The 24,850-nt window shown below is 54.7% G+C and carries 24 protein-coding genes; 4 read left to right on the plus strand and 20 right to left on the minus strand.

The genetic code is table 11. The annotated features are described in order from the left end of the window. Positions 1–316: 316 nt before the first annotated feature. Positions 317–1,264, minus strand: coding sequence for an aromatic alcohol reductase (locus BFP99_RS14815; RefSeq protein WP_065947525.1), 948 nt, complete (start codon positions 1,262–1,264; stop codon positions 317–319). Between the two features lie 96 nt (positions 1,265–1,360). Here BFP99_RS14815 and BFP99_RS14820 point away from each other — a divergent pair, with 96 nt between their 5' ends. Beyond that, positions 1,361–1,819, plus strand: a complete 459-nt coding sequence (locus BFP99_RS14820) for a winged helix-turn-helix transcriptional regulator (protein ID WP_003429427.1) — start codon at positions 1,361–1,363, stop codon at positions 1,817–1,819. A gap of 17 nt (positions 1,820–1,836) precedes the next feature. Here BFP99_RS14820 and BFP99_RS14825 read toward each other — a convergent pair whose 3' ends face one another. The 9 genes from BFP99_RS14825 to BFP99_RS14865 all read right to left on the minus strand — a co-directional run bounded on the left by BFP99_RS14825 (position 1,837) and on the right by BFP99_RS14865 (position 11,467). Further along, positions 1,837–3,366, minus strand: a complete 1,530-nt coding sequence (locus BFP99_RS14825) for an IS66 family transposase (RefSeq protein WP_042944682.1) — start codon at positions 3,364–3,366, stop codon at positions 1,837–1,839. Positions 3,367–3,447: 81 nt separating this feature from the next. Continuing rightward, on the minus strand, positions 3,448–3,783 hold the full coding sequence (tnpB, locus tag BFP99_RS33620; protein WP_003177794.1) for an IS66 family insertion sequence element accessory protein TnpB: 336 nt from the start codon (positions 3,781–3,783) through the stop codon (positions 3,448–3,450). Continuing rightward, complete coding sequence (locus BFP99_RS32825) at positions 3,780–4,112, minus strand: IS66-like element accessory protein TnpA (RefSeq protein WP_003173944.1); 333 nt, start codon at positions 4,110–4,112, stop codon at positions 3,780–3,782. The genes tnpB and BFP99_RS32825 overlap by 4 nt, the downstream gene beginning before the upstream one ends. Positions 4,113–4,282: 170 nt before the next feature. Further along, positions 4,283–4,627, minus strand: coding sequence for a hypothetical protein (locus tag BFP99_RS33285; protein WP_065947553.1), 345 nt, complete (start codon positions 4,625–4,627; stop codon positions 4,283–4,285). After that, positions 4,624–5,961 carry an integrating conjugative element protein gene (locus BFP99_RS14845; protein WP_256098147.1) on the minus strand — a complete coding sequence of 446 codons (1,338 nt, stop codon included), beginning with the start codon at positions 5,959–5,961 and terminating at the stop codon, positions 4,624–4,626. The genes BFP99_RS33285 and BFP99_RS14845 overlap by 4 nt, the downstream gene beginning before the upstream one ends. 86 nt (positions 5,962–6,047) lie before the next feature. Beyond that, a complete protein-coding gene (locus BFP99_RS14850) occupies positions 6,048–6,995 on the minus strand; it encodes a TIGR03756 family integrating conjugative element protein (protein WP_065947555.1) in 948 nt (315 codons plus the stop codon). 355 nt (positions 6,996–7,350) lie between these two features. Next, on the minus strand, positions 7,351–8,652 hold the full coding sequence (locus tag BFP99_RS14855) for a hypothetical protein (RefSeq protein ID WP_065947556.1): 1,302 nt from the start codon (positions 8,650–8,652) through the stop codon (positions 7,351–7,353). A gap of 124 nt (positions 8,653–8,776) precedes the next feature. Continuing rightward, positions 8,777–10,360, minus strand: a complete 1,584-nt coding sequence (locus BFP99_RS14860; RefSeq protein WP_065947557.1) for a hypothetical protein — start codon at positions 10,358–10,360, stop codon at positions 8,777–8,779. Positions 10,361–10,372: 12 nt separating this feature from the next. Beyond that, positions 10,373–11,467, minus strand: coding sequence for a hypothetical protein (locus tag BFP99_RS14865; protein ID WP_065947558.1), 1,095 nt, complete (start codon positions 11,465–11,467; stop codon positions 10,373–10,375). A gap of 369 nt (positions 11,468–11,836) precedes the next feature. Here BFP99_RS14865 and BFP99_RS14870 point away from each other — a divergent pair, with 369 nt between their 5' ends. The 3 genes from BFP99_RS14870 to BFP99_RS14880 all read left to right on the plus strand — a co-directional run bounded on the left by BFP99_RS14870 (position 11,837) and on the right by BFP99_RS14880 (position 15,203). Next, complete coding sequence (locus BFP99_RS14870; RefSeq protein ID WP_065947559.1) at positions 11,837–12,082, plus strand: hypothetical protein; 246 nt, start codon at positions 11,837–11,839, stop codon at positions 12,080–12,082. A 45-nt stretch (positions 12,083–12,127) separates the two neighbouring features. Next, the gene (locus tag BFP99_RS14875) at positions 12,128–13,108 is read left to right on the plus strand and encodes a hypothetical protein (protein ID WP_065947560.1); all 981 of its coding nucleotides are present in this window, start codon (positions 12,128–12,130) and stop codon (positions 13,106–13,108) included. 787 nt (positions 13,109–13,895) lie between these two features. Then, a complete protein-coding gene (locus BFP99_RS14880; RefSeq protein ID WP_256098142.1) occupies positions 13,896–15,203 on the plus strand; it encodes a hypothetical protein in 1,308 nt (435 codons plus the stop codon). Between the two features lie 91 nt (positions 15,204–15,294). On the opposite strand, the gene BFP99_RS14885 is transcribed toward BFP99_RS14880, so the two are convergent. The 10 genes from BFP99_RS14885 to BFP99_RS14930 all read right to left on the minus strand — a co-directional run bounded on the left by BFP99_RS14885 (position 15,295) and on the right by BFP99_RS14930 (position 24,491). Continuing rightward, complete coding sequence (locus tag BFP99_RS14885; protein WP_065947562.1) at positions 15,295–16,776, minus strand: Hsp70 family protein; 1,482 nt, start codon at positions 16,774–16,776, stop codon at positions 15,295–15,297. A 139-nt stretch (positions 16,777–16,915) separates the two neighbouring features. Beyond that, positions 16,916–19,687, minus strand: coding sequence for a conjugative transfer ATPase (locus BFP99_RS14890; protein WP_083221187.1), 2,772 nt, complete (start codon positions 19,685–19,687; stop codon positions 16,916–16,918). Continuing rightward, complete coding sequence (locus BFP99_RS14895) at positions 19,687–20,106, minus strand: TIGR03751 family conjugal transfer lipoprotein (RefSeq protein WP_065947564.1); 420 nt, start codon at positions 20,104–20,106, stop codon at positions 19,687–19,689. The genes BFP99_RS14890 and BFP99_RS14895 overlap by 1 nt, the downstream gene beginning before the upstream one ends. Further along, positions 20,087–21,568 (minus strand): TIGR03752 family integrating conjugative element protein, encoded by a 1,482-nt coding sequence (locus tag BFP99_RS14900; RefSeq protein WP_065947565.1) that lies wholly within the window; start codon positions 21,566–21,568, stop codon positions 20,087–20,089. The genes BFP99_RS14895 and BFP99_RS14900 overlap by 20 nt, the downstream gene beginning before the upstream one ends. Beyond that, positions 21,558–22,442 (minus strand): TIGR03749 family integrating conjugative element protein, encoded by an 885-nt coding sequence (locus BFP99_RS14905; RefSeq protein ID WP_065947566.1) that lies wholly within the window; start codon positions 22,440–22,442, stop codon positions 21,558–21,560. The genes BFP99_RS14900 and BFP99_RS14905 overlap by 11 nt, the downstream gene beginning before the upstream one ends. Further along, the gene (locus tag BFP99_RS14910; protein WP_065947567.1) at positions 22,442–23,113 is read right to left on the minus strand and encodes a PFL_4703 family integrating conjugative element protein; all 672 of its coding nucleotides are present in this window, start codon (positions 23,111–23,113) and stop codon (positions 22,442–22,444) included. Before BFP99_RS14910 ends, BFP99_RS14905 begins: the two co-directional genes overlap by 1 nt. Continuing rightward, the gene (locus BFP99_RS14915) at positions 23,110–23,511 is read right to left on the minus strand and encodes a TIGR03750 family conjugal transfer protein (RefSeq protein WP_065947568.1); all 402 of its coding nucleotides are present in this window, start codon (positions 23,509–23,511) and stop codon (positions 23,110–23,112) included. Before BFP99_RS14915 ends, BFP99_RS14910 begins: the two co-directional genes overlap by 4 nt. Positions 23,512–23,523: 12 nt before the next feature. Beyond that, positions 23,524–23,886 carry a TIGR03745 family integrating conjugative element membrane protein gene (locus BFP99_RS14920; protein WP_065947569.1) on the minus strand — a complete coding sequence of 121 codons (363 nt, stop codon included), beginning with the start codon at positions 23,884–23,886 and terminating at the stop codon, positions 23,524–23,526. A gap of 39 nt (positions 23,887–23,925) precedes the next feature. Next, entirely contained in the window at positions 23,926–24,165 is a 240-nt protein-coding gene (locus tag BFP99_RS14925; RefSeq protein WP_065947570.1) for a TIGR03758 family integrating conjugative element protein, read from the minus strand. After that, complete coding sequence (locus BFP99_RS14930) at positions 24,162–24,491, minus strand: integrative conjugative element protein, RAQPRD family (protein ID WP_083221188.1); 330 nt, start codon at positions 24,489–24,491, stop codon at positions 24,162–24,164. The genes BFP99_RS14925 and BFP99_RS14930 overlap by 4 nt, the downstream gene beginning before the upstream one ends. Positions 24,492–24,850 lie beyond the last annotated feature (359 nt).

Below are 24,850 nucleotides of genomic sequence, written 5' to 3' on the forward strand. Positions count from 1 at the left end.
GTAAGCGTCCGGCAGACACACCTTGACCACACCATTCTCCCCCGTGCTCCTCAAAACCACGCTCATTTGCAAGGCTTTAGTAAGCGCTTGGTTAAGTCACCGTGGTTCGGAATTCGCGCTTAGAAAACTCAATAGATAGTGAAGTGGGACGCCTCAGACCTCGGCAGATGGTGCGGATAAGATAAAGATTCGGTCGTCTTGGATTACCAGACCCATTCTCCGCGCCTTAGCTTCGGTTATCAGCGCCCATTATCAGACTGAGGAGCTTTTTAGCAGGTCAACTCCGAGCGCGAGAACGTTCGTTCAGCTACTGCCCTTATGCTGATGAGGTTGCCAGATTTGCACGGGCCCACTCCTCAGCGGTCGTGACTTGAGTCGACTGCTGCGCGTTGAAAGTGCCTGCTTTAGGCCAGGCCACGCCTCTGCCCTGGGCGAACACAGCGCGGTACTTCTTGATGTGATGCGTTGGGTCTCTCTCCAATTCTTGGAGCAAGTACGGAACAGTCCACACGTTACGTTTGAACGGGCGACCCAGTACACGTTCGAGGAGGCTCGCAACCTCTCCGTACGTCACTGTATCTCCCGAGAGGTACACAATCTGATCGCGGAAGCGAGGTTCGAAGAAAACAATTTCCGCTGTCAACGCACCAATGTCTTCTGGAGTCGTGAGCGTCACGCTGGTCTCAAGACTGCCTAGCGCGTTCACGGTATCGTTTTCGAAGTCAACCACCTCGAATACTGGCTCGAATAGAAAGCTGGTGAACATACCCGTCGAGATGATTACCCATTCAGTTTTATCCTGGGCGCGAAGCAATTCGCGTACATCAAGCTGAGCATCGAACAGATCTTGAGGACTGCCCCGACCGATTACCTCGAAGTCGACACCAAACTGCCAAGGAAAGTAGCGCTTCACACCGGACTTGAGAGCTGCTGTAGCCAGCTTCATCGGGGTTTCCCGGCCTGCAACCATGCCTGCGCAGCCTATTACGGTATCGAACCGTGCGAACACTTCAGCCAACTGATCGATTGAATTATTCACGAGATCTGCGGCCACCATCTGGATGCCAAGACCTCGAAGCTCATCGATTTCGACCTTTTTCTCGGGCACCTGAGTGTTGATGGTCGAATCCCTGAGCAGGACGCTGATTGTGGAGCCGGGCGCGCGCTTTGCTACTCGCGCAAGATTGCGCAGAACCGGCAGCCCAAGCTCACCGGCGCCTAGAACGAGAATGGATTGGGGGGAAAGCTGGGTCACTTCGGTCATGATTTCTCCTGAGACCTGTTGCCTGTAAGATGAACAAATGCTTGCACGATTAGGCAACGTTCGTAAGAAGGCACACCTGTGATACCAGAGAATGAAATGACCGATCAGGAGGCTCTCAGCCAGGCAGAAACAATTTGCCGAACGCTTAGAGAAGACGATGATGGCGTCAGACGAGAAGTGCTTGCTCACGCAGGTAGCCGCTGGTCGTTAGGTATTCTGCATGCCCTGGGGGTTTACGGCACGATGCGCCATGCCGAAATAAAAAGGCAGATGACTGGGGTGACTCAGCGGATGTTAACCAAGACGCTACGCTCCATGGAGCGGGATGGGCTAGTGGTTCGGCGGGAGTTCGGTGAGATTCCGCCACGTGTCGAGTATGAGCTGACGCCGCTGGGTATGGGACTGTTGATCCGCATGTCACCTATCTGGACTTGGGTTGTCGAGAACGTTGAGGATTTCCGCAAGGCGCGGCGTATTTTCGACAGTCAGGATGACAAAAAACCCGCATGGCAAATACCTCCATCGACACCATTAGATTCAGACGCGTCGGACTGAATGTAGCTCATAGCGTGTTAGGAGCCCTGTGCCCATTGATGCGGTAGTAATTGGTCAATTGCACTGGCCCTCTGTGTCGGCAACCGCGTCAGTACATCCTTGAGATACGCGAACGGATCATGCCCATTCATGCGTGCCGATTGAATCAAGCTCATAATTGCCGCCGCTCGTTTACCGCTGCGCAGTGATCCGGCGAAGAGCCAATTCGAACGGCCAAGGGCCCAAGGCCGGATCGTATTTTCGACCCGATTGTTGTCGATGGGCACAGCACCATCATTGAGGTAGCGCGTCAGCGCTACCCAGCGTTTCAGGCTGTAATCCAGAGCCTTGGCTGTGGCCGAGCCCTCGGGCACAAGTTCGCGCTGAGCCAGCATCCACTCATGCAACTTCTCCGCGATAGGAATCGCCATTTCTTGACGTAATCGCCAGCGATCTTCATCGCTCATCTCTTTGGCCTTTCGTTCAACCTCGTATAGGCCGCCGATTGAGTGCAGCGCCTGTTCGGCCAGTTGGCTTTTGTTCGCCACATGCAGGTCGAAGAACTTGCGGCGAGCATGGGCCATGCAGCCGATTTCGGTGATGCCCCCTTCGAAGCCGGCCTTGTAGCCTGCGAAGCCATCGCAGACCAGCTTGCCGTTCCAAGTGCCCAGGAAGTTGCGCGCATGTTCGCCAGCACGGCTCGGGCTGAAGTCGTAGACTACCGCCTTCAGTGCCGAGAATGGTGTCGTGCAGTAGGCCCAGACATACGCTCGGTGCGTTTTCTTTTCACCCGGTGCCAGCATCTGCACGGGTGTTTCATCGGCATGGACGACTCGCTGGGCCAGCACTGCCTCGCGCAGTGCTTCCACGAGCGGTTGCAGTTGTACGCCGGTTTGACCCACCCACTGCGCCAGTGTCGAACGGGCGATGGGCAGCCCGGCGCGGCCGAAGATTTTCTCTTGGCGATACAGCGGCAGATGGTCGGCGAACTTGGCCACCATGATGTGGGCCAGCAGGCCTGCGGTCGGGACGCCTTTGTCGATGACGTGCGCCGGTACCGGCGCCTGGATTAGCGTTTCACACTGCTCGCAGGCCCACTTTCCACGGATGTGACGCTCGACGGTGAATACGCCGGGCGTGTAGTCGAGCTTTTCGCTGGCGTCTTCGCCGATGCGCTTGAGGGCGCAGCCGCACTGGCAGTGGCTGTTGTCCGGTTCGTGATGGATCAGTGTGCGAGGAAACTGCGGTGGCAGCGGTGCGCGCTTGGGTTGCTGGCGCACTTTGGCTTCGACAGGTGCCGGTTGCAGCGCCTCAAGTTCGGCTTCGATAGCGGCGATATCCGTATCGATCAAGTCGTCGAGCAGGCTGGCTTGATCCGGGCTCAACTGCTCGCTGCGCTTGGCAAACTTGAAGCGTTTGAGCAGCGCGATCTCGTGGGCCAGTTTCTCGTTGACCGACTTGTGATGAGTGATTTGCTTGTCCATTGTCTCGACGCGCTGGATCAACTGCGCCGCCAGGGCACGCAGCTGTTCAGGGTTTAATTGATCGAGATTTGGATGCAAAGTCATGCCGCCGATTTTGCCAGAGAGGGCTGATGGCGACGATAGACTGATGGGCCAATTGCGCTGGCAAGCACGCCATGGCAGATGTTAAAGCATCGAGATGATTCCGCCTGCACCGACGCGCTGCCAAGGTAAACCGAGCACCAGGGCCTGAAGTTGCTCGGCATCCAACTCAACTTCGGAGCCGTGTCGCACACCCGGCCAGAAGAAGCGTCCTTGATTCAAACGCCGGGCGGCAAGCCAAATCCCCACGCCGTCATGCACCAGCACTTTCATTCGATTGGCGCGGCGGTTGGCGAACAGATAGGCACAGTGCGGCTTCGCCGCACCGAACACCGCCACGACTCGTGCGAGCGCGGTTTCAGTGCCGGCGCGCATGTCCATGGGCTCGGTGGCGAGCCAGATGGAATCGACGCGGATCATCGCAGCAGGTCTCGTAGGAAAGCAGAACACGCCGCTGCATTTTCTGCTGGCCAACTCACCACGACTACACCTTTTGGATGCGGCACTTCGATTCGGATCGTGGCAGGAAGGGCCTGATGCATCGGCACCGGCGGCGAAGTCTTGACCGGGATGAAGGCAGTTTGCAGTGCCAGGTTTTTCTGCGCATGCACCCGAATCCATTTATGGACGAGGTTTGCATTGAGGTTGTGGGTCAAGGCGACATTGGCAATTGAAGTGTCAGGATGGGCGCACTCAGTAATGACCTGGGCCTTGAAGGACTTGGAATAGGAACGGCGTTCTTGTGGCATGGGCGTCCGCTTAAAAAGGCTAAAAATGGTGTCCACTTAAATTTAGGTGGACACCATCGCCTTAACCGATGGCATCAGGAAGATGTGTTGCTCGGACGGTTACGTTGCTGACAAGCCAGCCTACGAGGGTCAGGTAGTACTCAAGGTAGTCGTTGGTATAGAGCGTCATATCAGACTCCTTGCCGCAGTAGGGCGCGGAGCAGCTCTATCAGCAGCAGCGACAGAAACACACCCATCTCTATCCTGCGCACACCTTTTTTGGAGGCCGATTCGCTCTGAAGCAGTTGATTGCGATAGAGCAGCCATGCCCATAAGGCGACGCAGTAAAGCGCTATTCGCCACGCAAAAAAATGCCAGTACGAATGGGTTCTCCACTCCTGCCATGCAGACAAGCCGCTCATGACGTGAACGCCCAGCACGTTGAAAGTGAGGGCAATCAAGACAACTAGGCCTGCGACAACGGTGGGCGCCCAAAGGCTCATTGTGGTGAGTCGTCGTTGATGCTTCTGCGTCATGGCTTTGGTCTCCGGCCACTGGCGGAGCTGTCTTTTTCCGCTTGCTCAAGACGATTGGTTTCTGGATCCCCTTCGTAAATGGCCCGTGAGTTGTCTTTGCGTTCTCTGTGGCGAGCGATGATCGCGGCTGGGGAGTTGCTAGTCAGGGATCTGCGCAGCTCCAGCTCGGTTTTGAGGTTGGTGATTTCTTGTTGGAGAGATTGACGCTCGGTATTCACTGCTGCTGTAGCAATTTCGTTCGCCGCGACATTGGGTTCTTTGTTGCCGGCGAGGAGGGCGCGTTGGAGCAGGAGGGCTTTTTCCAGCACGCTGGTGACCGCGATCTCTGACGCCAGGCGCTGTGCCAGGATCTCTTGGTCTGGTTCGTCGCGTAGCGCAGTGATGACGCCCCGGGTGATGGGCATTGAATTGCTACCAGCCAAATTCAAGTTTTCTGTGCTTGGCGGCTTGGAGCCCGAGATGAGCTCATGGAGTGCTTCCAGTTTTGCCTTGTACTCTTCATGGATTAATGGAGTTAGGCCAACGCCGGCAGTGGTGGTGCTCTTGGTGCACGTCTCACAGGTCTGTTGCTGTACCTCGCCCAACACACGGTTGGCGAATGCTGCCGCCTCGTCAGGTGAGCGCCAGGTGCCACAGAGCATGCCGCTGTTGCAGTCGTTTGGAGCGACGGTGGAGGCGTCTGAGGCGGAGCGATTATTCAACAGGTTGAAGCCTGCTTTGGTGACCTCGCTGACCACGCGAATAGGCGGTTGCCCTCGACCGCCTGCTTTGTTCCCACCCACCCACGGTACGCCGGTATTTCCGTTGTCGGATTCGGCTCGAGCGGTAACGGCTACGGCATCTTTGTTTTGGCCTATGGCCTCCTTGAGAGCCTGAGCCTCTGCAAGGGAGCCCCAACCGGTCTGGTTACCTGCAATGTTTGCCATACGTTCTGCCATTGCACGGCAGCTTGCCTTGGAGCGATCGAAGTCGAGACGAGCCTGAAGAATGCCGTTGGTGAGCAGGTTGTATAGGCCTGGATCTGCACGTTGAATGATCAGGGCGGGAAGTGACGCAACGGCGCCCGTCGCGTTTTGAATCACGCTACCCATGATGCTCTGGAAGCCGCCAGTCAGTCCGTTGAGCTGGTTGTGCAGCGTGGTCGACAGGTCCATGTTTCCGCACATCAGGTTGCTGTTCCAGCCAATGCCTACACCGATGCTTTGCATGTTGCCGGCACGTCCCATAGAGACCGCATTTCCGCCGCCGATGCTGTACAGGACGTCATCACCGATCACGCTGCCAGCACTGCTGTAACCCGGTGCGGCTAGCGTCGATGGGGAGCTGCCCAGCATCGTGGCGATGAGTAGCCATGCGCAGTTGAAGGGGAATGTGAAAACGGACGTCCGAGTCATGGAGTGGCTCCGTGCAGGCTAGTGAATTAATGAGGGCCGGTGCTGCCGAGGAAGGTTTGCCCTTCACGTTTGCAGCAGGTGTAGGGGCGCCAGAGCGACCAGGCATAACCACCGTCGATGGCTTGGGTATGAGGGCCCGCGTTGGGGAAGACGGAGCAGGCGTTCGTTAGCCTTGGCGTGAGTTGCTGCCATTTTCCTGTTGAAGGATCGGATTCGCGCAGCTCGCCTGCAGGCCAATAGCCGGGGCTGGGTGAAGCGAGAAGAGGCTGGTAAACGTGGACTTGGCCGGGGCGTGTGACGATATCTCCTGCGCGTTGGGCCATGACCGCGGAGGCCTTGTAATCGTCAACCTGATGTAGAAAGCCGCTGCGTGGGTACACGTTCCCCCAAAGGTTCAGTGAGAGCCTGCTGCCGATCTCACGCATTCCGGGAATGAGGGACTGGGGATAGACGCTTTCAGGGATACCGTGCCGCCATCCAATGTAGTCCAGGGTGCTGAGCATGTACGGCACATAGGGGGTGCCGGCGCCAGCGCAGGTGTATCCCGATCCACTGGCGAACGCATTGAAGGCGGCTATACCAGGGTGGCCGATGATGTCGACGTTCTTGAAGATGGACAGATTGTTTTCGTGTTGATCGTTTGTGGTGCCGCTGCCGCCACCTTTCGCCTGGGAGATCGGTCCGCTCAATGCCCGAACTTCAGTCCAGGGATTCTCTCCGGTTGAGGAGTAGCTTGAGACAACCGCATCGGGGACGTAGTGGCGAACCTTCGTGGAGGTTTTGACCTTGCATCCGAAGTTGGTGCATCGAAGCCAATAGCATGCACCAACGACTTGGTAATCCATGCAGTTGGGTGATGCTACTGACGGAATAATGGTGACGGTATCGAGGGCGAAGCTCAGAGCTGAGCAAGGAAGGATCGCGATGGCCGTCGCTAAAGATAGGAGGCCGCGCCGTTTGCTGTAGCAACTCATAGTCGCTCTTCGGAGCCTTGCAGAGTCTTTTATGTGACTCGTTCGACGTGATGCATGGCTGGGGGAGAGGTAACCAGCAAAAACCGAAGTTGTTGCGTTGAAGCGAGCCTTGTAGAGCGCCGCAAGGTCAGCGGGTCTGACTAAGCGTTTGAGTTTCATCGCGTGGATCCAGAGAAGTATTTCCTGGATCCTCTACGCAGCGCGCGTAGAGAACATTACGAAAACTGGTTCGCCAATTCCTTGTATTTGATTACCTGCTGAGCTGCTGACAATGAAAGGGGCCGTGCAATGCATGGGATGACACTGTGCAAGTGTCTTGATTGCACGGCCATGGTTCATTGTGAACGCTCCCGTTTCAGATCGTCAGTCGTTGGTAGAACCGAAAACCTTCAGACTCATCGGCCCCACAGATCCATCGTCCGTAGCCGTCAAAGTCATCCCAGACATCGTCGTGTGGATGTAAGTACAGTCCGTGTTTATATGAGCAAAAAATGCTGAAGGTCGGTGCGAGTGCATCTGCGACACCTAGATGCCAACTGGATCTAGCACCATGATGCATGACCTGCACAACCTTTGGCTGCTCGATCCTTCCAGGTCCGAAATAGCTAAGCATGTCCGAGAGCTGCTCTCGTTTCTTCAAAAAACCATCACCGGTATACAGGATGGCGTGAGCGAATTTCTGGAAATTGAGATACGAGAGGGGGCGATAGTGTAAATACGGTGCGTTGTACTGCCAAAATTTATTAAAGCAACGGTGGCTGAGCTTACCAAAGCTCACCCTATCCGCGGTGAACAGTGGCCCTCCGTACACGAATAGCGATATTAGGTTTTTCTCCGGCGCGGTAGTGCCATGGTTTGCGCCGTACCACTTGACGATATCGTCCTTGAACTTTTTTCGGGTCGCTTCGCAGGTGGCATTGATCAGTTGATCAGCAAGATGTTTGGCGTGCTGTTTGAAGGGCTGCGTGGCCCGCCCGACCGTTGATGGATCGTTGTAAGGGACGAACTCCCAAGCGTTGCCCACCTTCAGGGACGCCCCCTGCGCCAACCACTCGATCCGGATGCCTGCGCCGCCAAGGTTATCGAACTCGTTGATCTCTTCTGGCAGTTCGGAGGGCGGCGGAACGATCTCGACAGGATCCTCCTCCCAAGGCTGCGGGTCGCCGTCGTTGTCCTCGCGCGGCCCCTCCGAACCGGACGGCGGGACGACGGTCAGTCGATCAACCTGTATGCCTTCAGTACGCTGGATATAGCGTGAGGGGGCAGTTATGAACAGTTGCCAAGGGTGTGGGGGCTGTGCCGAATTGTTAGGAAACGCGATGAGCAGCCGTTCGTGAAGCGGGATGAAAGGAAGCACCAACCGGTCAACTTCGAACTGTTCAAGCAATTTGAGCAGGCCGTTGACGTGGTCTCTATCGAAGTGCGAGATAAAGACCAGATCGATCCGGGGGCGTCTTCCGGCGGAGGTACCACCAACCATGGCGGCCAGGTTTTCGATCTCCTCATCGCGGCGGTAGAAATGGTCCTTCATATGGGTGCCACAATCGAACACCCACCAGAAGCGCTTGTTGCTGCCATCTTCTGGGGCCAGCATCCCGCTCGAGAATACGCCTTGCCCCACGGGGTGGAAGTGGTACAACACCTTGAGTCCTTTCACTGCGTTACAGCTCCTAGAAAATTTTCACGATGACTTATTGTCGATACTGCGCGGCATGGTTTGTCGAGCGCCATTGGATCGCCGCGATGTCCAAATAGGGCGGCGATTTCTATAGCTTCGCGATTCAAGCTTCAAGCAAATACTTTTCGATATCTTCGATGATGGCGTACGACCTCGTAACCTTTTCATCAAGCTGAGTATTGAGCCCCGCTAATATCGCCTTGTTTCGCTCGGCTTGGATCACGCCGAGTAGATCCATTTTGTCGATCAAGTAGCAAACAAAAGTCATACACAAAGCCGTCATAGCGCCTACGAGCACGGCGGTTAGGACAGAAGCGATGGGTACCAGCAGAGGAACGCTCATGATCAGCTTCTCCACCATCTCCTCGAGAGCGACACCACCAATGACTACGCCACCTACTGCCAAGAGCTTCAAGGCTTCATGAGCAACTTGGGAAAAGGTCAGGTTTTCTGGAGGCAGAACCATCATTTTCATTGCTTTCAAAAGAGAGAACACACCCTCGCGAATCATGCGTACAGCACGTTTACCAGTAGTTACGAACATGTTGATGAGCATAGTGAGTGCATTCGAGATGAAACCGGAAATGAAGCCGCCGCTGAAACCCTCGATCAGGTTTTTCCACTTAGATGCCATCCTCACGCCTACGCGTTTCAACCGTAGGGACAGCTCGTCCAAGACGGAATCACTCTGCTGACCGTTTTTGTAAACGTCTTTGATTTCCTCAAGAGCGCTTGAAAATATCTCAACCATCAACAAGCCAAAGGCCTGCTGGGTACCCATCTTCAAGCCTTCGTTCACGCCTGTCGTCGCTGCGTTTTTGGTGTAGAACTCAGCTTTTTCACTCAAAGACGGCTCGTGCTTTTCTGCTGCCTTTTCCCCACGCTGAACGGCGGCTTCGAGTTGAGGTTTTTTAATGTTGAAGTGATCTTCGTTTGTGATTTTCCGGCCGTTTGATTTGCGATCCACCCATTCACGTTTATCATCATCACTCATCGAAATGTTGATGTCCCTGCGAGTGGAAATTAGGTTATCGGTGTCCGTGCCAAAGTCGGCTTTTCGGTCTGCGGGTAGCATAAAGCCGCCATCCTTATGGAAGGCGCTAGTTGAGATAATGTGATCGGGGCTGCTTTCACTGCCCTTGATGCGGTCTAGGGTATAACCGTCGATGAGATGGTCATCACCGTCCAATTGAGATTGAGTGAATTTGCTACCTACAGATTTTTTACCATCACCGGAAAACCTTTTCCCTTGGCTGTTAGGGGCATCTGTGTATGCCGCCCTGTTGTATTCGTCCATCTCGCGGGCGTAGATGTCCTGTCTTGCGTTGTGGATTGTGGTGACATTCCCACCGATCTTGTCGTGGACAGCGAGTACTTTACCCAGTCCAAGCGGCCCAGCTATAGCCCCTATCACGTCCCGCTGGCATTTTTGCAGCATGTCATCAAGTCGAGCGGTGTCAAAGCTCTGCTCAAGCTGATTGAGCAGTCGAAGGGCTTCGTCAGAGTTGTCTGATGCAGTGAGCGATATGGCTTCGAAGTAACTGAAGGTCGAGAGCCTTGCATAATCAGGCTCTACGCTGAGTAGCTGCGCAACTGCCTCAGGGGAAGCAGCGCTGTGAATTAGAGGTCTGTTACCCACAGAGACTCGTAAGGCTTGCTGTTTTCTAAAAATCTCTAGCTTGCTCATTGCATCCCTTCCTTAGGCGGCTCTTAGCTCATTCCATGCTTGCATGAATGTGTCCTTGGCTACGTGAGCGAGACCGTCTGACTCCATGACAATGGTGATGATTTCGCGGAACGTGTTCATGTCTACATTGGACGCTTTGGCTAGCTCGTAAGCATCGCGAATCGAAGGAGGTGTTCGATACTGCGATTCAATTTTTTCGAGCGCAGCGGTAGGCATTGAGTCAGCGGCAAGGCCTGAGATGAACATTTCGATTGTTTGCCTTTCTACTTCGGAGATTGCTCCGTCGCAATTTGCTGCTGCAATCGCGACCGCGTGCATGGCAATCACGCCATCGAAGAACTTCCCAGTTTCTTTAAGTTGATCGCGCAGGGCTGCGAATTTCTCGGATAGTTTTTCAATCTCAACAACGTTTTCAGCTTTACCCTCAGCAAATCCTTTGTTGTAACCTTTTTCCTGCGCGGCGCTGTTGTCACCCAGGTGCACCCCCGCTATGGCGCCAGCCACTCCAGCTCCAACTGCTGCAGCAACTGTTGCACCTCCAGCTAAGGAGCCCATCAGAGTCGCCGCCCCCAGTAATGAGCCGCCTCCTGTAAATGGAACCGCAGCGACAGCTCCGACACCGATAGCTGCGCCACCCGCTATCGCCCAATAGTTAGTCGAACCATCGGCATCAGTGAATTTTTCGCCTAATTCGTTTACGTATTCCTGCGAGGCGTCGAACGCGTCCGACGCTGCATACGCGACAGTTTGAGCTGCAGTGGAGATCGTTTCGGTGGTAGCGGTGAAAGCGTCAGACGCAACGTCGGAGATTCTCTCTGCCGTTTCAGATACGACGTTTCGAGTGGAGGTGTATGCGTCTGACACAACATCGGCTGCTTCAGATACGGTTTCTAAGGTCGAGTCGTAGGCATCAGAAACTTTGTCCGCAACGGTGTCAGCGGCCTCCACCAGAGTCTCGCGAGCCGAGTCGTAAGCTTTTGATAGTGCGTCGCTGATGGATGAAAAAATCAGAGTAGACGCTATCGGAAAGCGATTCATAGGAGAGGTGTCAAATTCCCGGATGTGGGAGTAGTAACCTTCCTCGGGTGCATCAAATTTTCTAAACATAAGTCACGTCCTTGCGAAAAATGCGCAGTCTGGCGAAGAGTCAGAAAGGGCGCCTCTGAAAGCAGAGTCGGCGTGCATGATTTCGAGTGTATCGGCAAGAAGTTGAATTTGTGTAGCGTTTTTTGGCGATGTGCCACTATTGGGTTTCTTCTGCCTGTTCGGGCCATGCGCAAGGAGAGGTGCGGTACCTCATTAGGTAGTTTTCATTCGGTGACACTTTCCTGTTTTCACGTTCGATCGCTTTCCCAGATCATGGTGGGCTGCTGCATGCATTGTGAGTTTTGAGCAGGCCCACTGGCGCGAGCTTGAGATTGTCAAATGCTGCAGGAATCATGAATGGACAGATGATCACGCGTATGGAGAGCAACAATGCCGCTGTACACAGAGGAAGATAGAGCTAAAGCGCGTCATATTTGCAACGCTGAAATAAGTCATATTCGAGAGGCAAGTACCCCTGGGCAGGTTAACGAAAGGGGGTGGTTGGCTTTGGGATATATCCAGGGAATTTATGAGCTGGAGGCTGTCAGCGTTGCTGAGCATTGTCAGCTCATAAAAGATTTGGCTGATGCAGAAGTGCAACGTCTAGCTGACCTGAAAGCCATTTCAGGACGATGATGTGATGCCATCCTATACTCAGATTCTCAGGATTGGGGGTGTAGGATGGGAAGCCTATCAAACGTGTTTGCAGTCGTTTCTGCCGCCTTCATGCTGTCGGCATGTTCAGACCCAAAAGTTTCTGGCACTTACGTTGCCAGTCGTACAGGCGGAGTTGAGCTCTTGGAGCTTACCCAGTCGCGAAGTGGCGAAATTGTCGGAATCCTTCGATCTATTGAGCTCTCCGCGGTTGGCGAGATCAGCACGTTGATATCCAATGTGAGAGGCATCGTGGATGAAGAGAGGCTAACACTGGCGATCTCAGCACCTAGGCGCTCGACTGAGTTGAACTACAACGGCGTCCTCTCCGATACAGGCCTGGATCTCAACCTTTCAGGCAACGGTGGTCAGGTTTCCATTGTTCATTTTGTCCGAAGCAGCGTCGAGAACTTCAATTTTGAGGCGCAAAGGCTTACGCGAGCCGGCCATGTCATCAAGGTCGGGAGATTGAAAGGCGAGCAAGTCGAAACGTTAAATCGGTCTGCGTCTGCTTTGGCAGACGCACTGGATGCCTATGTGAAACGAGCAAACAAACAGATCAACGACACGCCGCGGTTTTTGTCTTTCTTTGCTCAAGCGAGCAAAGACATTGGCGCTAAGCTTCAGTTTGCTCAGAGGCTTGCCTCTGGGAACGACCAACACCGAGCTCAAGCAAGAGGCTTGTTTCTTCAGGTAGAAGGCTCAGAGTCCGGTATTCGCAATACTAGCGAGTCGATTGATGGTGCCATTGATGAGATGGTCAGGGAGACAGCCTCGCTCAACGTTCGGATGACGGCATTCAACGGCATCTGTTTGGGGGGCAAGTCCTTGGTCCGCCCGGGGGACATCATTCCAGACATGGGGCCATGCAAAGGACTTATAGCAGCCGCTTGGCGTTTTGAAGCGATAAAGGCGCCGCTGCATGAGACCCATAATCGTCTTCAAAAAGTGAAAGATGCTGCAATTACTCAGCTAGAGTCTTCTTGGCGCGCGGCAAGCGCTCAGTGAAGATTATCCATAGATTGATTCGTTTCTGATTCAGTGTGCCGCGCTTTGTGGGTGTGATGACTATGCCGCTCAGACAGACCTGATTGTTCGGCTGCTAGCCCTGAAGACAAATAATACGGGGCTTGACGTTCCGTAAGTTTTCCCAAACGTCTAAAAAGGACGTCGCCAGTTTCGACGTGGAGTGATAAGGGGGCACTGAGTAATCTGCGGGGTGTCACCCAAGGAGCGCGCTCAATCACGCTGCGCCTCCATTACTCAGGAGTAACACCATGTCGAACCAACCGTCGAATCAGCAACCATCCAACCACCAACGCGTTCAGAACAATCACCGTTCTGACTCGTTAAACACGAACCGAGGCACTAATGGGTCGAATACCACCAACTCCCATGTGCACGGAAATCGAGGCAAGCAACTGAATCCTAACCAGCAGTAAGCCACACGGGCACTTCGGGGAAACACATCATGGAAAGAGTGTACACATCACCCACTCTCGGCGACGTGGTTAAGTATGCGGTTGCGGCGTCTGGCGTGATGCCACGAAAGGCCCACGATCGTCTCGACGAGACCGAGTTCGATCAAAGCATGGCGAAGACTTACCAAAAGCGTATGCAGCGACTGGCAAAGGAAGACTGCCATTTACAGAGCACATTTGAGGAGATCGCGAAGCTCCTAACAAGCACGTTAGGGCGGTATGTCCGATGTGGATTCCGAGCAGAGCAAATCCGCGAGTTACTCAATGACCTGCACGAGTCGTACGCCTCCCTGATTAAACAGGTGGGTACGTACATGACCAAGACCGACACCGCACGATATTTTCTTACGAGCTATGCAATTGAAATAGCGGTGCGCTCTGCGGCTCGTACTTGGATCGTGATGCAAGGGTATATCTACGCCGCTCCTCAGCCTATGGAGCCTTGTTGGTATCTGCCATCGAACGTTGATGGAGAAATTTCAACGCCCCTCAGTAAGGTAATGGCGTGGGCCTATGCAGCCTGCGGCCTTAGCCTTTCCACGTTCCATGATCCTCTAGGGACGCAGGACGAAACAGGTCGATATGAGCGAAACGAGAGGGTTGCCCGGAGCTGGAAAGCTGGCAAGCATTTACCTTCACTTCCTGCGCTGGTGAAAAACTTGGAGGACTCTTTCAATGCGCAAGCATTGATTGGAAATCCAGTTGAGCAACGGCTCCAGGACGGTATTGTTACCTGCGCTGTAATTGCACGAATCACCACCTTCATTACGCAGGATGTTCAAAAGGTCTTTGGCAGGGACTTTCTGAAGGAGACACTGAGCCAGACAAGGCTTTACGCTGGATGGATGGCCGCAGAAATCAATGAATACCTTGCCAATCTGAATCGACACCTAGTCAAACAAACACCGGAAATTGAGCCACTCAGCGAGAGTGGAACAACGTTTGAGCTAGTGAGCCAAGCTTCAATCCGCCTGAAGAAGAGAGTCAGTCTAGGTATCAAAATGGCACCTGACTTTTGGGCTTTTTTTGAAGCCAAATGTCAAACTGCACACGACCTCATAGTGAAGTACAGAGGCGCTGATGGGCGTGTACCAGAGAGCGTAATTATTTGGGTGGAGAAGCGCTACGGCGCCTATGCAGCCAGGATCCGCGCAGACGTTATTTCTCGATGGAGGTTGGACAAACCCGCTGATTTTGACAGGTATGTACAGCAGGGCATGGTGATGAGGAACCTCCAAGATTTAACCTTGGAGGACGTAAATTCTTACCACGAAGAGATGAGCTGCGCCTCCGTAGCAGGGCGTTTGCCATGGCTTGTGGAATGGCTTAAGGGGATCGTTTTCTACAGGTCAGCCGATTACGCCGCTTCCTCCGTTCACTACACCCAAGCATTCAAGTTGGCTAAGTATTCAGCTGGGGATCTTCAGTACTTGCTGGTGAATCAATACTTGGAGGTAATGGCAAAAACCAATCGGTGGCTGGACTTCAAGCAAGGGGCGCTGTGGGCTAGCTATCTCGACCTGCCTGTGAGGTGGTTACGGGATAGAGGACCCACTGACGCAAACATTCGTAAAGCATTCATTGTCTTGGGGCTGTCACAGATGCAATACACGCATCTGTAATTTGCCTACCCTCACTTAGGCTTGAATATTTAGGCTCTACAAACTCACCAAATTCGGCGTTCGATGTTCAAACCGCTTGAGGGACAAACCATCATGTCAGCGATGCGTACACTGATAAACCGTCCACGACTCCGAGTGATGCATCACTCGGGGCAAAATTACATTCCGGGAATGCCTCTTTGATCGCATCGATCACGTAGGGCGCTCGGGACATGCCCCCAGTCAAGAACAGCACTGGGGAATAGTTTTGGGTTTCATTCCGTACCTCTCCAAGAAGCTCTTGAAATGTACGCATGAAGCGTTCTGCTCCGAGCGCTAAGTCGGCTTTCTGTGCACGGGCTACAAGGTTTGGCTCGATATAATCCAGTGGGCGTTCGCTGTGTGTGGATTCACTAAGCTCGATTTTTAGCTTCTCCACATCTCGGTTCAGTCGTACCGGTATTCCTGGTTGTTGCAGCTCAGCCAATCGAGAAGAATAGGGCGGTGAGGTCCCTGGAAAACGTCGATCACTAAACAGTTTTTGACGGTTAAGATCACTTACCGAGGCAGCATCCACGAATACTGGTGCTAGTAATTCAGCGCAAATACCTTTACCGAACAACGGCATTACGGAGCGTAGCGATAACCCGAGGTCCACATCTGTCCCACCCTTTGGGTTGCCCCACGTATTCAAAATGTGAGGTTGCGCGCTATCTGTACCGACTTTTGCCAACGCAACGTCAGTTGTCCCTCCGCCAACATCAATGATAAGGGCATGGTGTGTATTGTTTGAGTTGGTATGGTAGCTAACCGCAGCTGCGGAAGGCTCATACACAAAGTCGACTTTCTTGAAGCCTGCTGCCTTGGCGGCTTCACTTAGAATTTCGATAGCCTGGTGTTCACCTTGAGGACCTATTGAACTGCGAAATTTCACTGGCCGACCCAGTGTGGCCTCAGTGACTTCCTGACCAAACTGAAGACTGGCTTGCTCCCGGATGTGCTTAAGGATACGCGTGATGATCCCTGTTATGTCCCGACGTTGAGTCTCTGCTAATTGAAAACCCAGCATAGACTTTGGTGATTGAATTAAGCGCCCAGACTCATATATGAAAAGGGCGTCAATTGCATCCTCACCGAAAATTGCAGCGTCGAGGCGAATGTCAGCTTCGTTAGCCTGTTTTATTTGATCAGCCAGCCACTGACGTTTAATCGAGTTGATCGCTGCGGCCCGGAGATCGTCATCACTACTCAAATGCGGCTTCGCAATCATTTTGCGACGCTCTGCTTTCTCAACCGAGGTCAACGCTGTATGGAGGCGGGCTGCGGCTCTAATTCGCATTTCAAGCGCCGACATGTCCTTTCTGTAATGAAGAAGCCGTCCTGCAAACGCGGATTTTGCTGAATGAATGCTGTCGCTTATTTCTTGCTCATGAAGAGCCGTGAGTTCGAAAGTCGAGAAGTCGACAGCTCGGCTGGGAAAGAAGACAGACGTTCTGAATTGAGGCTGTCCATCAAACAAGACGTGTTCGACACGGCCGTTGCGAAAAACTGCTGCGCTGGAATAGCTGGTACCAAAATCAATTCCGATCTTCACGTGCGTTTCCTACCTTGGAGGTGCAATGGCAGGGAATTTACAGAAGAGTGATGTGTTTGTCTTCGAGGTAATGGCAAAATGCTACTTTGAATTGTATTTGATGGTAGCCATGTGGACACGCTACAGATGAGACTCCTCTTCAGTTGATTCCGCGCCTTCGGTCAATGGCTTTCGCCATGGACATCGCAGCGTCCAACTCACTGATCCCGTGCTCATTCATCAGCCTGAATCGCTCAGCTTTTTCCTCAGGCTCAGTCATGGCCATCGCAAGGTACAAGCTTGGCGGTACCGCCCTAAACAATACCTCGGTGGATTTAGATAGGATGACACCCTCCGTGAATTTCCCCGACTCCTTGCGCGCCGACAGCATCAATTTTTTCTGAGCATCATTAAGCTCCCGGAACCTCGCTATTTTGTTGACCTCATCCGGCGGCATATTCAAGCAAATCCACCACTCAATCATGTTCAGCATCGGCTCTGCCGCTCTTGGTAGGTCGTCAATATTCTGGGTGGCAAACCAGAACCAGGCTCCCAGTTTTCGCCACATCTTGATGATCTTGAGTGCGTAAGAACACAGCAGCGGGTTCTTGGCGATGATGTGCCCCTCATCGGTCACGTTGATGATGGGCCTGCCAAGCATCTGGTCGCGTTCTGCGATGTTGTTTACGGCGTTGATCAGCGAGATATAGGCGATAGACAGCTGGGCGTTGTAGCCCTCTCGGGCATAGGTGGCGAGGTCGATGATGGTGATATCCGCTTCCGGCCAAGGCGTTCCCTCGCTGTTGAATAGGTCCCCGTCAGCCCCCTGACAAAACATATCCATGGCGTCCGCCATTTCAAGCATACGAATGCGCCTTTGCTCTGGCAGGTTGGCGTCATCACCAGAGGCTCTTAGCGCGTCCCGCAGATCTTCAGTCAGAACCGTCCTGCTCTGCTCGGAGCAGGCTCTCGCTGCGTTGATGATGCACTGACGAATCATGCTGCGATCGGCACGGGTTAAACGCTGTTCTTCTTTCTCCTCGCCACCCGTAATCATTAGGCGTGCAGTGATTTCCAACTCACCCAGGACATCGCGTTCATCGTCTTCGGTGTGTTCTGTGTCATCCAGCTCTTCTGCATCCAGCGTTTTAACCCGCGTGGGCGAATCAATCAGGCGATTGGCATCAGCGAAAGGGGCCAGGCTGACACCTGAACCAGGTGCCAATTTGACTCGATTGACCGTTAAGCCCAGGCCTTTGGCGAAGTCAGCAAACAATCCGAAGCTATTTCCTGCTTCGACAACAAAGATGCGCGGCCGGTACACCGCAGTGACTTGATTGAGGATGTTGTTCAGGGTGGCTGACTTGCCGGCACCGGTGGGGCCGAACAAAAACAGGTGGGCATTCATCTGCCGGTCAAGGCTGTTCAGGGGATCGATCGTGATCGTCCCGCCGCCGCGATTGAAGAATGTGATTCCCGGATGGCCCGTACCTTCGCTCCGACCCCATACCGGCGCGAGGTTGGCGATGTGCTGCGCGAACATCAGTTGTGCGTACCACTCACTGTTGTGCATGCCTGGGTTAAACACACAGGGCAGCCAACGCAGATAGCTATTCAGCGGTGCCACCTCATGCTCATCACGTACGGGCTGAAGTCCTGCATTGAGCATCACGTTGTGAAGTTGCAGGGTCCGCTCCTCCAACTGCTCGACGTCCTTTGCTCGCAGGTAGAAGGCGACTGCACCGCGGTAGAGTTTATGGGCACTGCCAATGTGCGAGCGGGCCCGTTGCACGTCTTCGCGGGTTTGTTCGGAGGCCAAGGTGTCGCCGACAGACTTGCTGGCCAGATGGTTGAGGTGGGCTTCGAGCATGTCCTGAGGGGTGATCACCAGAGTAATACAGAGGGTGGTGTCTTCTGGCATCTGATCGAAGAGGGCGTTGGTCGCATCACTGCCTTTGGAGGTCTCTCCTGTCAGGTGCCCAGTCGCGGGTGGCGAGCGCAGGCGGTCCAGCACGATCACACGGTGTGGCATCTCGTCCAGGTACCAATGCCCTTGGCTAACTTCGGAGCGTGGTTGCTCGAAGAACAGGCGCTGCGCAAAGTCTGTTCCACTGGCTAACTCCAGCTCATCGCAGGATTCGTTCTCTGGCAATGCAACCAGTTGGTAGAAGGTTTTGCGCGCTTCTGGTGTGTCGCCCAAGAGGTGAGGATTGGGGTTGAACCATCGCAGCAGCCAGTTGTGAATGCTCCCCTCGTTCATACGGCATGACTTGACCCCAGCGTTGCCAAGACCTGCGGCGAGTCGATCGCAAATGCTGTTGAGGGCTTGCTCGCTGGACTGGCCGCGCCGAGAGGGCGTGCTTTTGCTACGGCGATACACAACCAACCGTACTTTGCGTGTCTGCCCGCGCCAGGGGAGCTTCGTCACCGCGGTGTCTTCGAACAAGCCACCGGGCTTGGAAATGGCCTGCAGATGTTGTTCGAACATCTGCAGGTAATACTCGGTGAAGGCGGTGCCTTGAGCACGAGGCTGTATGTACGCCTTCAGCTTGCTTAGGTAGCTGGCCCAGTCGGTTTCGTCCTGGGCATAGAGCTGAACGACCCAGGGCTGGTCTTCCAGCTCGTCGAAGCTGTCCTGCAATGCGTTCTCCAACGCATCTCTGACGGTTTTCAGCCAGCTCGCTTCACGGCCCTCGGTTCCGACGGGTGTCAGCTCAAAAAAAGCAGCCAGGGACTCGCCGTCCTCGAGCAACATGCATTGAGAGTCGGGGAGAAACTCAACCCACGGCAGCATATCGACAAAGCTTGGTGTCTTGGCATAGAGCGCTTGTTCATCGGCGTGTGTGCAGTGTCTGGCCGCAAAGGCACTGCTGACTTCGGGAACCCTCTTTGCTGGCTGTGCTGGGTACTGATCCTTATGTATCTGCTCCATCAATAATCCTCCGTACGTTCACCTGGCATGGCGTATTGCACACGCTGATAGAAGGTGAAGACGGTGCTGTAACCGGGGACAGGGACTGGATCAGAACCCGCAAGATGGGGGAATACGTACATCACCAGGTCTGGATTGGGGAGGCGTTTGAATTGGCTGTAAATCTCGTTCTGAGCTGTTCGGGTGTAGGCCGTATGATCCTGGGGAGGCTCATTCAGGGTGCGATACAGCGTTGAGCGCGCCTGAAGCAACGGCCTGTCGGTAAGGCTTTGTGTGGCCGAGTGGGAGTTGGCATCCCAAATCTCCAACATGGTCTGCTGACCATGGGGAAGCAGTCGATCCTTGTCGGTCGTGCATCCACTGATAGCCAGCGCGCTGAGCAGAATCCAATGCAGGGGGTTAATCGAGCGCAGAAACATCAGCACCTCCGGAGACATGCCGTACTTTGCGGCCGAGGGTTTCGTAGTCAATTTCCAGCTGGCGGTCCAGGTGCACCGCCACTTGGGCGCCGGGTTGCACGTAGATGGCCGCAAAGGCCTGGCCGTACAGTTTGTTGACCCAGTCGCCGATATCTTTCACACCACCAGACAGGATGGTGTTCACCGCATCGGTACCCGCTGCGCCTGCGCCAACCGGTGTACCGTTGGCGCTGAACAGCGTGCTTGAGTTCTGTTGGCCCGCGTCCAGCAACTTGGCAACGCCGGCGCCGGCAGCGGTGATCAGCGTTTTGGTACCCAGGTACTGCTCGGCATTGGAGCGTCGTTCCCCCGAGATGCAGGGAATACCGTAAGGATCACTGAGCCAGCCAATCCCGCCTTGGATCTTGTCCAATTGGGCGCTGCTGCCTTGCCCTGTACTTTGGCGGTTGGTCAGTTTCTGTGGTGTGGGCACGGTGCGGATGCGGCCGTCGTTGAACACGAACGTGATGCTGGAGATTTGTCCCCGCACGCAGGAGAGCGTCCAGTCACCTGCAGCGGTACCGCTGATCACTGCCCCCGCGACATCAGGCAGATCAATGCCATTGGCGGTGAGGTTGTCGGGACCGATGAGCACTTTGAAGGGGTAGGGATCGTTGACGACACCATCCACCGGAACGCGGCCGATCAATGCGGTCATGGCAATGGAGCCGCTGAGCGTGCTGTTTTCCGGCAGGGTATAAACCGGTGTCGCGGTGTCTTTGCTGTCCGTGGTGGTGATGTTTTGTCCGATCGCACCGGTTCTGGCTTTTAGCTCCCGTTGACCACGGTTGATCTCATCATTGAAGGCTTCGGGGAAATTGAACCCTGTGGCGGGTTTCTTTGAACCGGTAGGCAACGGTTTACCCTGAGCGTCGACCGCCGTTGCGTCCTGAGGATCGATCCAGATCAGATCGCCTTCACTCTTGGAAAAGTGTTCACCATCACCAGGTTGTAAACCCAGGCCGATCGGAAGGTCGGCATTGCGGTTTGGCAGGAACTCTGTGGAGAGACGTTGCTTGAGATCGTCGAGTAGGCTTTGTGTTTCTAGCTCGTTTAATCGGCGTGGCTCTTTCGAGTGAGTCTTGTCCAACTCGATGTTCAGTGCCTGCTGAATGCGTTGGTCGATCTCGCTGTCTCGTTGGCGCAGACGGGCATTTTCTTCCTGTTGGCTCTTGTTGTCGGAGAGCAGCGATTTGAGTTCATTGCGCATGGCCTTGGTCTGAGCAACCAAGGTGGCCACGGTGTCATGTGGCGTGTCGCCTTCGATGCCCAACTGTTTCATTTCGTCTTGGGTCAATTGTGGATCGGAGGGTTTGCCGGACGATGCTGCCGGCTCTTTGTTTGAACAGGCCTTGAAGGTTCCCAAGACCACCAGCAGTACCACTACCAGGACTAGCCACTTGAGCAGGCCATTACTTTGCATGGGCATCTCCTTGGCGGGACTTGTGAGGGGGGCTGGCATCGATTTGGCTGATAGCAGGCGGCAGTGCTTGTGTCAGGTTTTTCCCTCGGGTCACCAAGTACACGACGGTGGTGTCTGTTGCCAATCCACTTGGCCCCAGGTTGTTGTGCTGAAAGGTCGCGGTGAGGAAATCACCTTGCAGCGCACGAGGGTCCAAATGGAGGGGGGTACTTGAGGTATTACGCAGCTTGATGGCCGTGACGATGTGATCGTCCAATTGCCAGGCACCCAGTGGTGATGCTTCGACGGGTAGCGTTGGGAGCCAATGGCTCAGATCAATCGTCCGTCGTTGCTTGATCTGAAAAACGCTTGCGAGTGGCTCTACGGTGCGAAGCGGGGCGTATAGGCTCTGAGCGGCATACCGCGTGAGAATTACAGGTAGTGGCGTGCCACGGCGCTCAGAGGGGGACTGCGCAAGGTTGCCGTCAGTTGAGTCAGCACCTCTGGCGTGGGACGCGTCATCACCGCGGTGTTTGGGAGCGGCAACCGCCTTCACAATCCTCACAGGTTCAAGAGGCGGTTGATCTTCAGCGTCCGACGCGGCGATGTCGATCAAGATGATTTCTCCCGTCTGCACATCCTGCAGTTGCAAGCGAGTGGCGGCGATGGGCGCAGATGCCCTTAAGTACAAGGCGCCCCCCGTGCTCTGAATGCGCAACGTATCGGTAAGTGAGCGCGGTACGCCCACACGGACGTTCTGATCGATGAAGATAATGCGCTCTTGGCCAACCTGCAGAGGGACGGCCAGCGGCAGCCGCTCCCAAGGCATGATTTCGACGGCATGAGCGACCGCACAGCCCAGCCACAACGGCAGAGCAAAACGCAGACGGCGCATTACTGGCCTCCTTGATTGGTTGAAGTTTTGGCGCTTGAAGAGGGGAGAGGAGCGATGCGTTGCGGAAGCGAGTCGAAGCAATCCAGTGCAAGGCCGAACGGGTTCTTTTCAGGGTCGATGTCCTGTCGCACGACCTTAAGCGGGTAGCGTACAAAGGCTTGCTTCACCCGCTCAGAGCCGTAGAACTCCTCAGTTGCCAGGTCCAAGGTGACGAGCCACTGATCTCGTCCTTGGACCTGGACGCGAAGCTCAGGGGCATCACCATAGCCACGCTCCGGTATTTCGAAAACGCTGCGCGTGCGACTGCGCAGCTCACTGGCGGTTTGTCGCTTGTGAAAATCGCTTTCCAGCTCTGATTTGCAGTGTGGGGTCAGGTAAGCGCTGAGTTTGTGGATGACGCGGGGGTAGTCTTTCTCACCGTCAGTCGGCCAGCGGTTGAGCTGCTGGAAGATGTAGAACGTAAACGTATAGACAGACTCAGGCGGTATCTCCCACCACTTACGCGTGCTGCCCGAGCGCAGGTCAGGTGGGTTATGGATGGTCAGGTTCCTTGGAGCATCCCACCATCCAAGCCCCGCCAGTACGGCAATCCCGAACAGCACACCGCAGCCGGCACGTAAGGTCTTGATGTGGGATTCAAGCCGAACCACTTCATTCTTGAAGCGACTCATGGCCGCTCGCTCCTGCGGGTACTCCAGCGGCCTGAGCGAATGATCAGGTCAGCCCCGCCTGTCCACGCCGTCAATAGAGGCCAACGGGTCGCGATCAACCACTGCAGGTGTCGATAGAGCCATGTCTCTGGCTTGCCACGCTTATGACGGCGTAGCAGCTTTCCTCCGACGAAAAGCCCCAGCCCTATGCTGAGCATCATCATCGTGGGGGCCAACGCAATGCTTTGAAAAAGCACCGCAGCAGCAATTCCAAGGCCGATACCTAGCAGCCCTGAGAAGGCCACAGTGACCCACATTTCATCGGCCGTCAGACCCAGGACAATAACGGGCTGGCGGTTGAGCCGGGTTGGTAGGAAGCGCAACGTGCCGTCGGCAAGGTACTGATCTGGGTCTTTCATTGAGATATCACCTCACAGCACGCCGGTGCCCTTAGTCAGCAGCCAGATGATGATCACGAGAAGCAGAGCGCCCACGCCACAGGTGAGGCCGAATTGTCCCCACGTCTTTTTACCGCTTTGCACCTCGGAGTAAGAGCCATAGGCGTGGTAGGCAACACCACAGAACGCAGCGGCAGCAATGGCCAAGGCGATGAGCCCGACGATATCGAAGCCGTGGTTTTGCAAGGTCTGGATGATGCCGCTGCCTTCGCCTCGGCTTGGCGCCTCCATCTGAGGCAATGCCGCATGAGTGCCGGAAGACATGACAGTCGAAAGGGTCAGGACGTAGAGCGACAGGCGGTGAGTGAGGTTGTTGAAATGCAGGCGAGTGGACATGGTTGCCTCCAATGGCGGTGATTGAGTGTTAAGGCCGCGTCAGTGCAGCAGCAGGAAGGTGAGCAGGATGTAGATGAGGGTGACTTTCAGCGTCAGTCCTACGAACTTGGCTTGAGAGATCTGGCCGGTTGCCCAACCTCGATAGCCGCTGCCAAGCGCCCAGGCGGCAAAGACCAGCGCACTGGCCAGCACCAAACCTATGAACAAGGTGGTGCTCTGCTGGGGCGTGAAACCGCCCATGGCCTTGAAGGCAGTGAGCTGTTGAGGGCTCATACTCATGGTTGTGTTTGCCCGGATCGGGTGTAGTGCCCGGTTAGCTCGGGTGGATTTCTCGGTTGGGCGCGGGAAGGGGTGAGGTAGCCATTGATGCCTTGACGGATCAGGTCGATGTCGGCTGAAAGGCGCGCATAGTCGAAGGTATAGCGGGCGTTTGGGTCTATTACCGCGTTGGGATTCTCTATTGAGAGACGATCTGCAGCATCAAGCTGACGAAGGATTAAGCTGAGCTGCTGATGTTCGTCTACCGCAGGTCCGGCGAACGCAATAGGTGCCAAACAGCACACAATAAGTGCTACCGCAGCGAGAGGTTTGTAGAGGTTGGGCATTGATGCCATCCATGCGCAGAAGGTTTTTCTGAGTGTCTCGCATGGATTTTCCCTTGCCAGCTGGGAAACTGGTTTGGTTCGAGAGTCTTTCGTGAGGTGCCTGGTGTTTCATCAGCACCATATCGGTGATGCCGCTGAAAAGGCCGATAACACGCTTCTTTCTGATTTGAGTGGCTTAGCTCTAAACTGTTTCTGCAATCCGTTACTCAGGTTCAGATGTGGTGACAGCTTGGCTTCTGGGAGCAAATGTGTCCGGTCTGGACTATCGAAGGCTGGCACTCTCGAGCGGTCTCTACGGATGGAAAGCTGGAGTTTCGCGTACCACTTAATTCGGCGGCATCTCACTGTAAAAGTCTGCA

The organism is Pseudomonas sp. 1 R 17, assembly GCF_900067035.1.
Classification (GTDB): domain Bacteria; phylum Pseudomonadota; class Gammaproteobacteria; order Pseudomonadales; family Pseudomonadaceae; genus Aquipseudomonas; species Aquipseudomonas marginalis.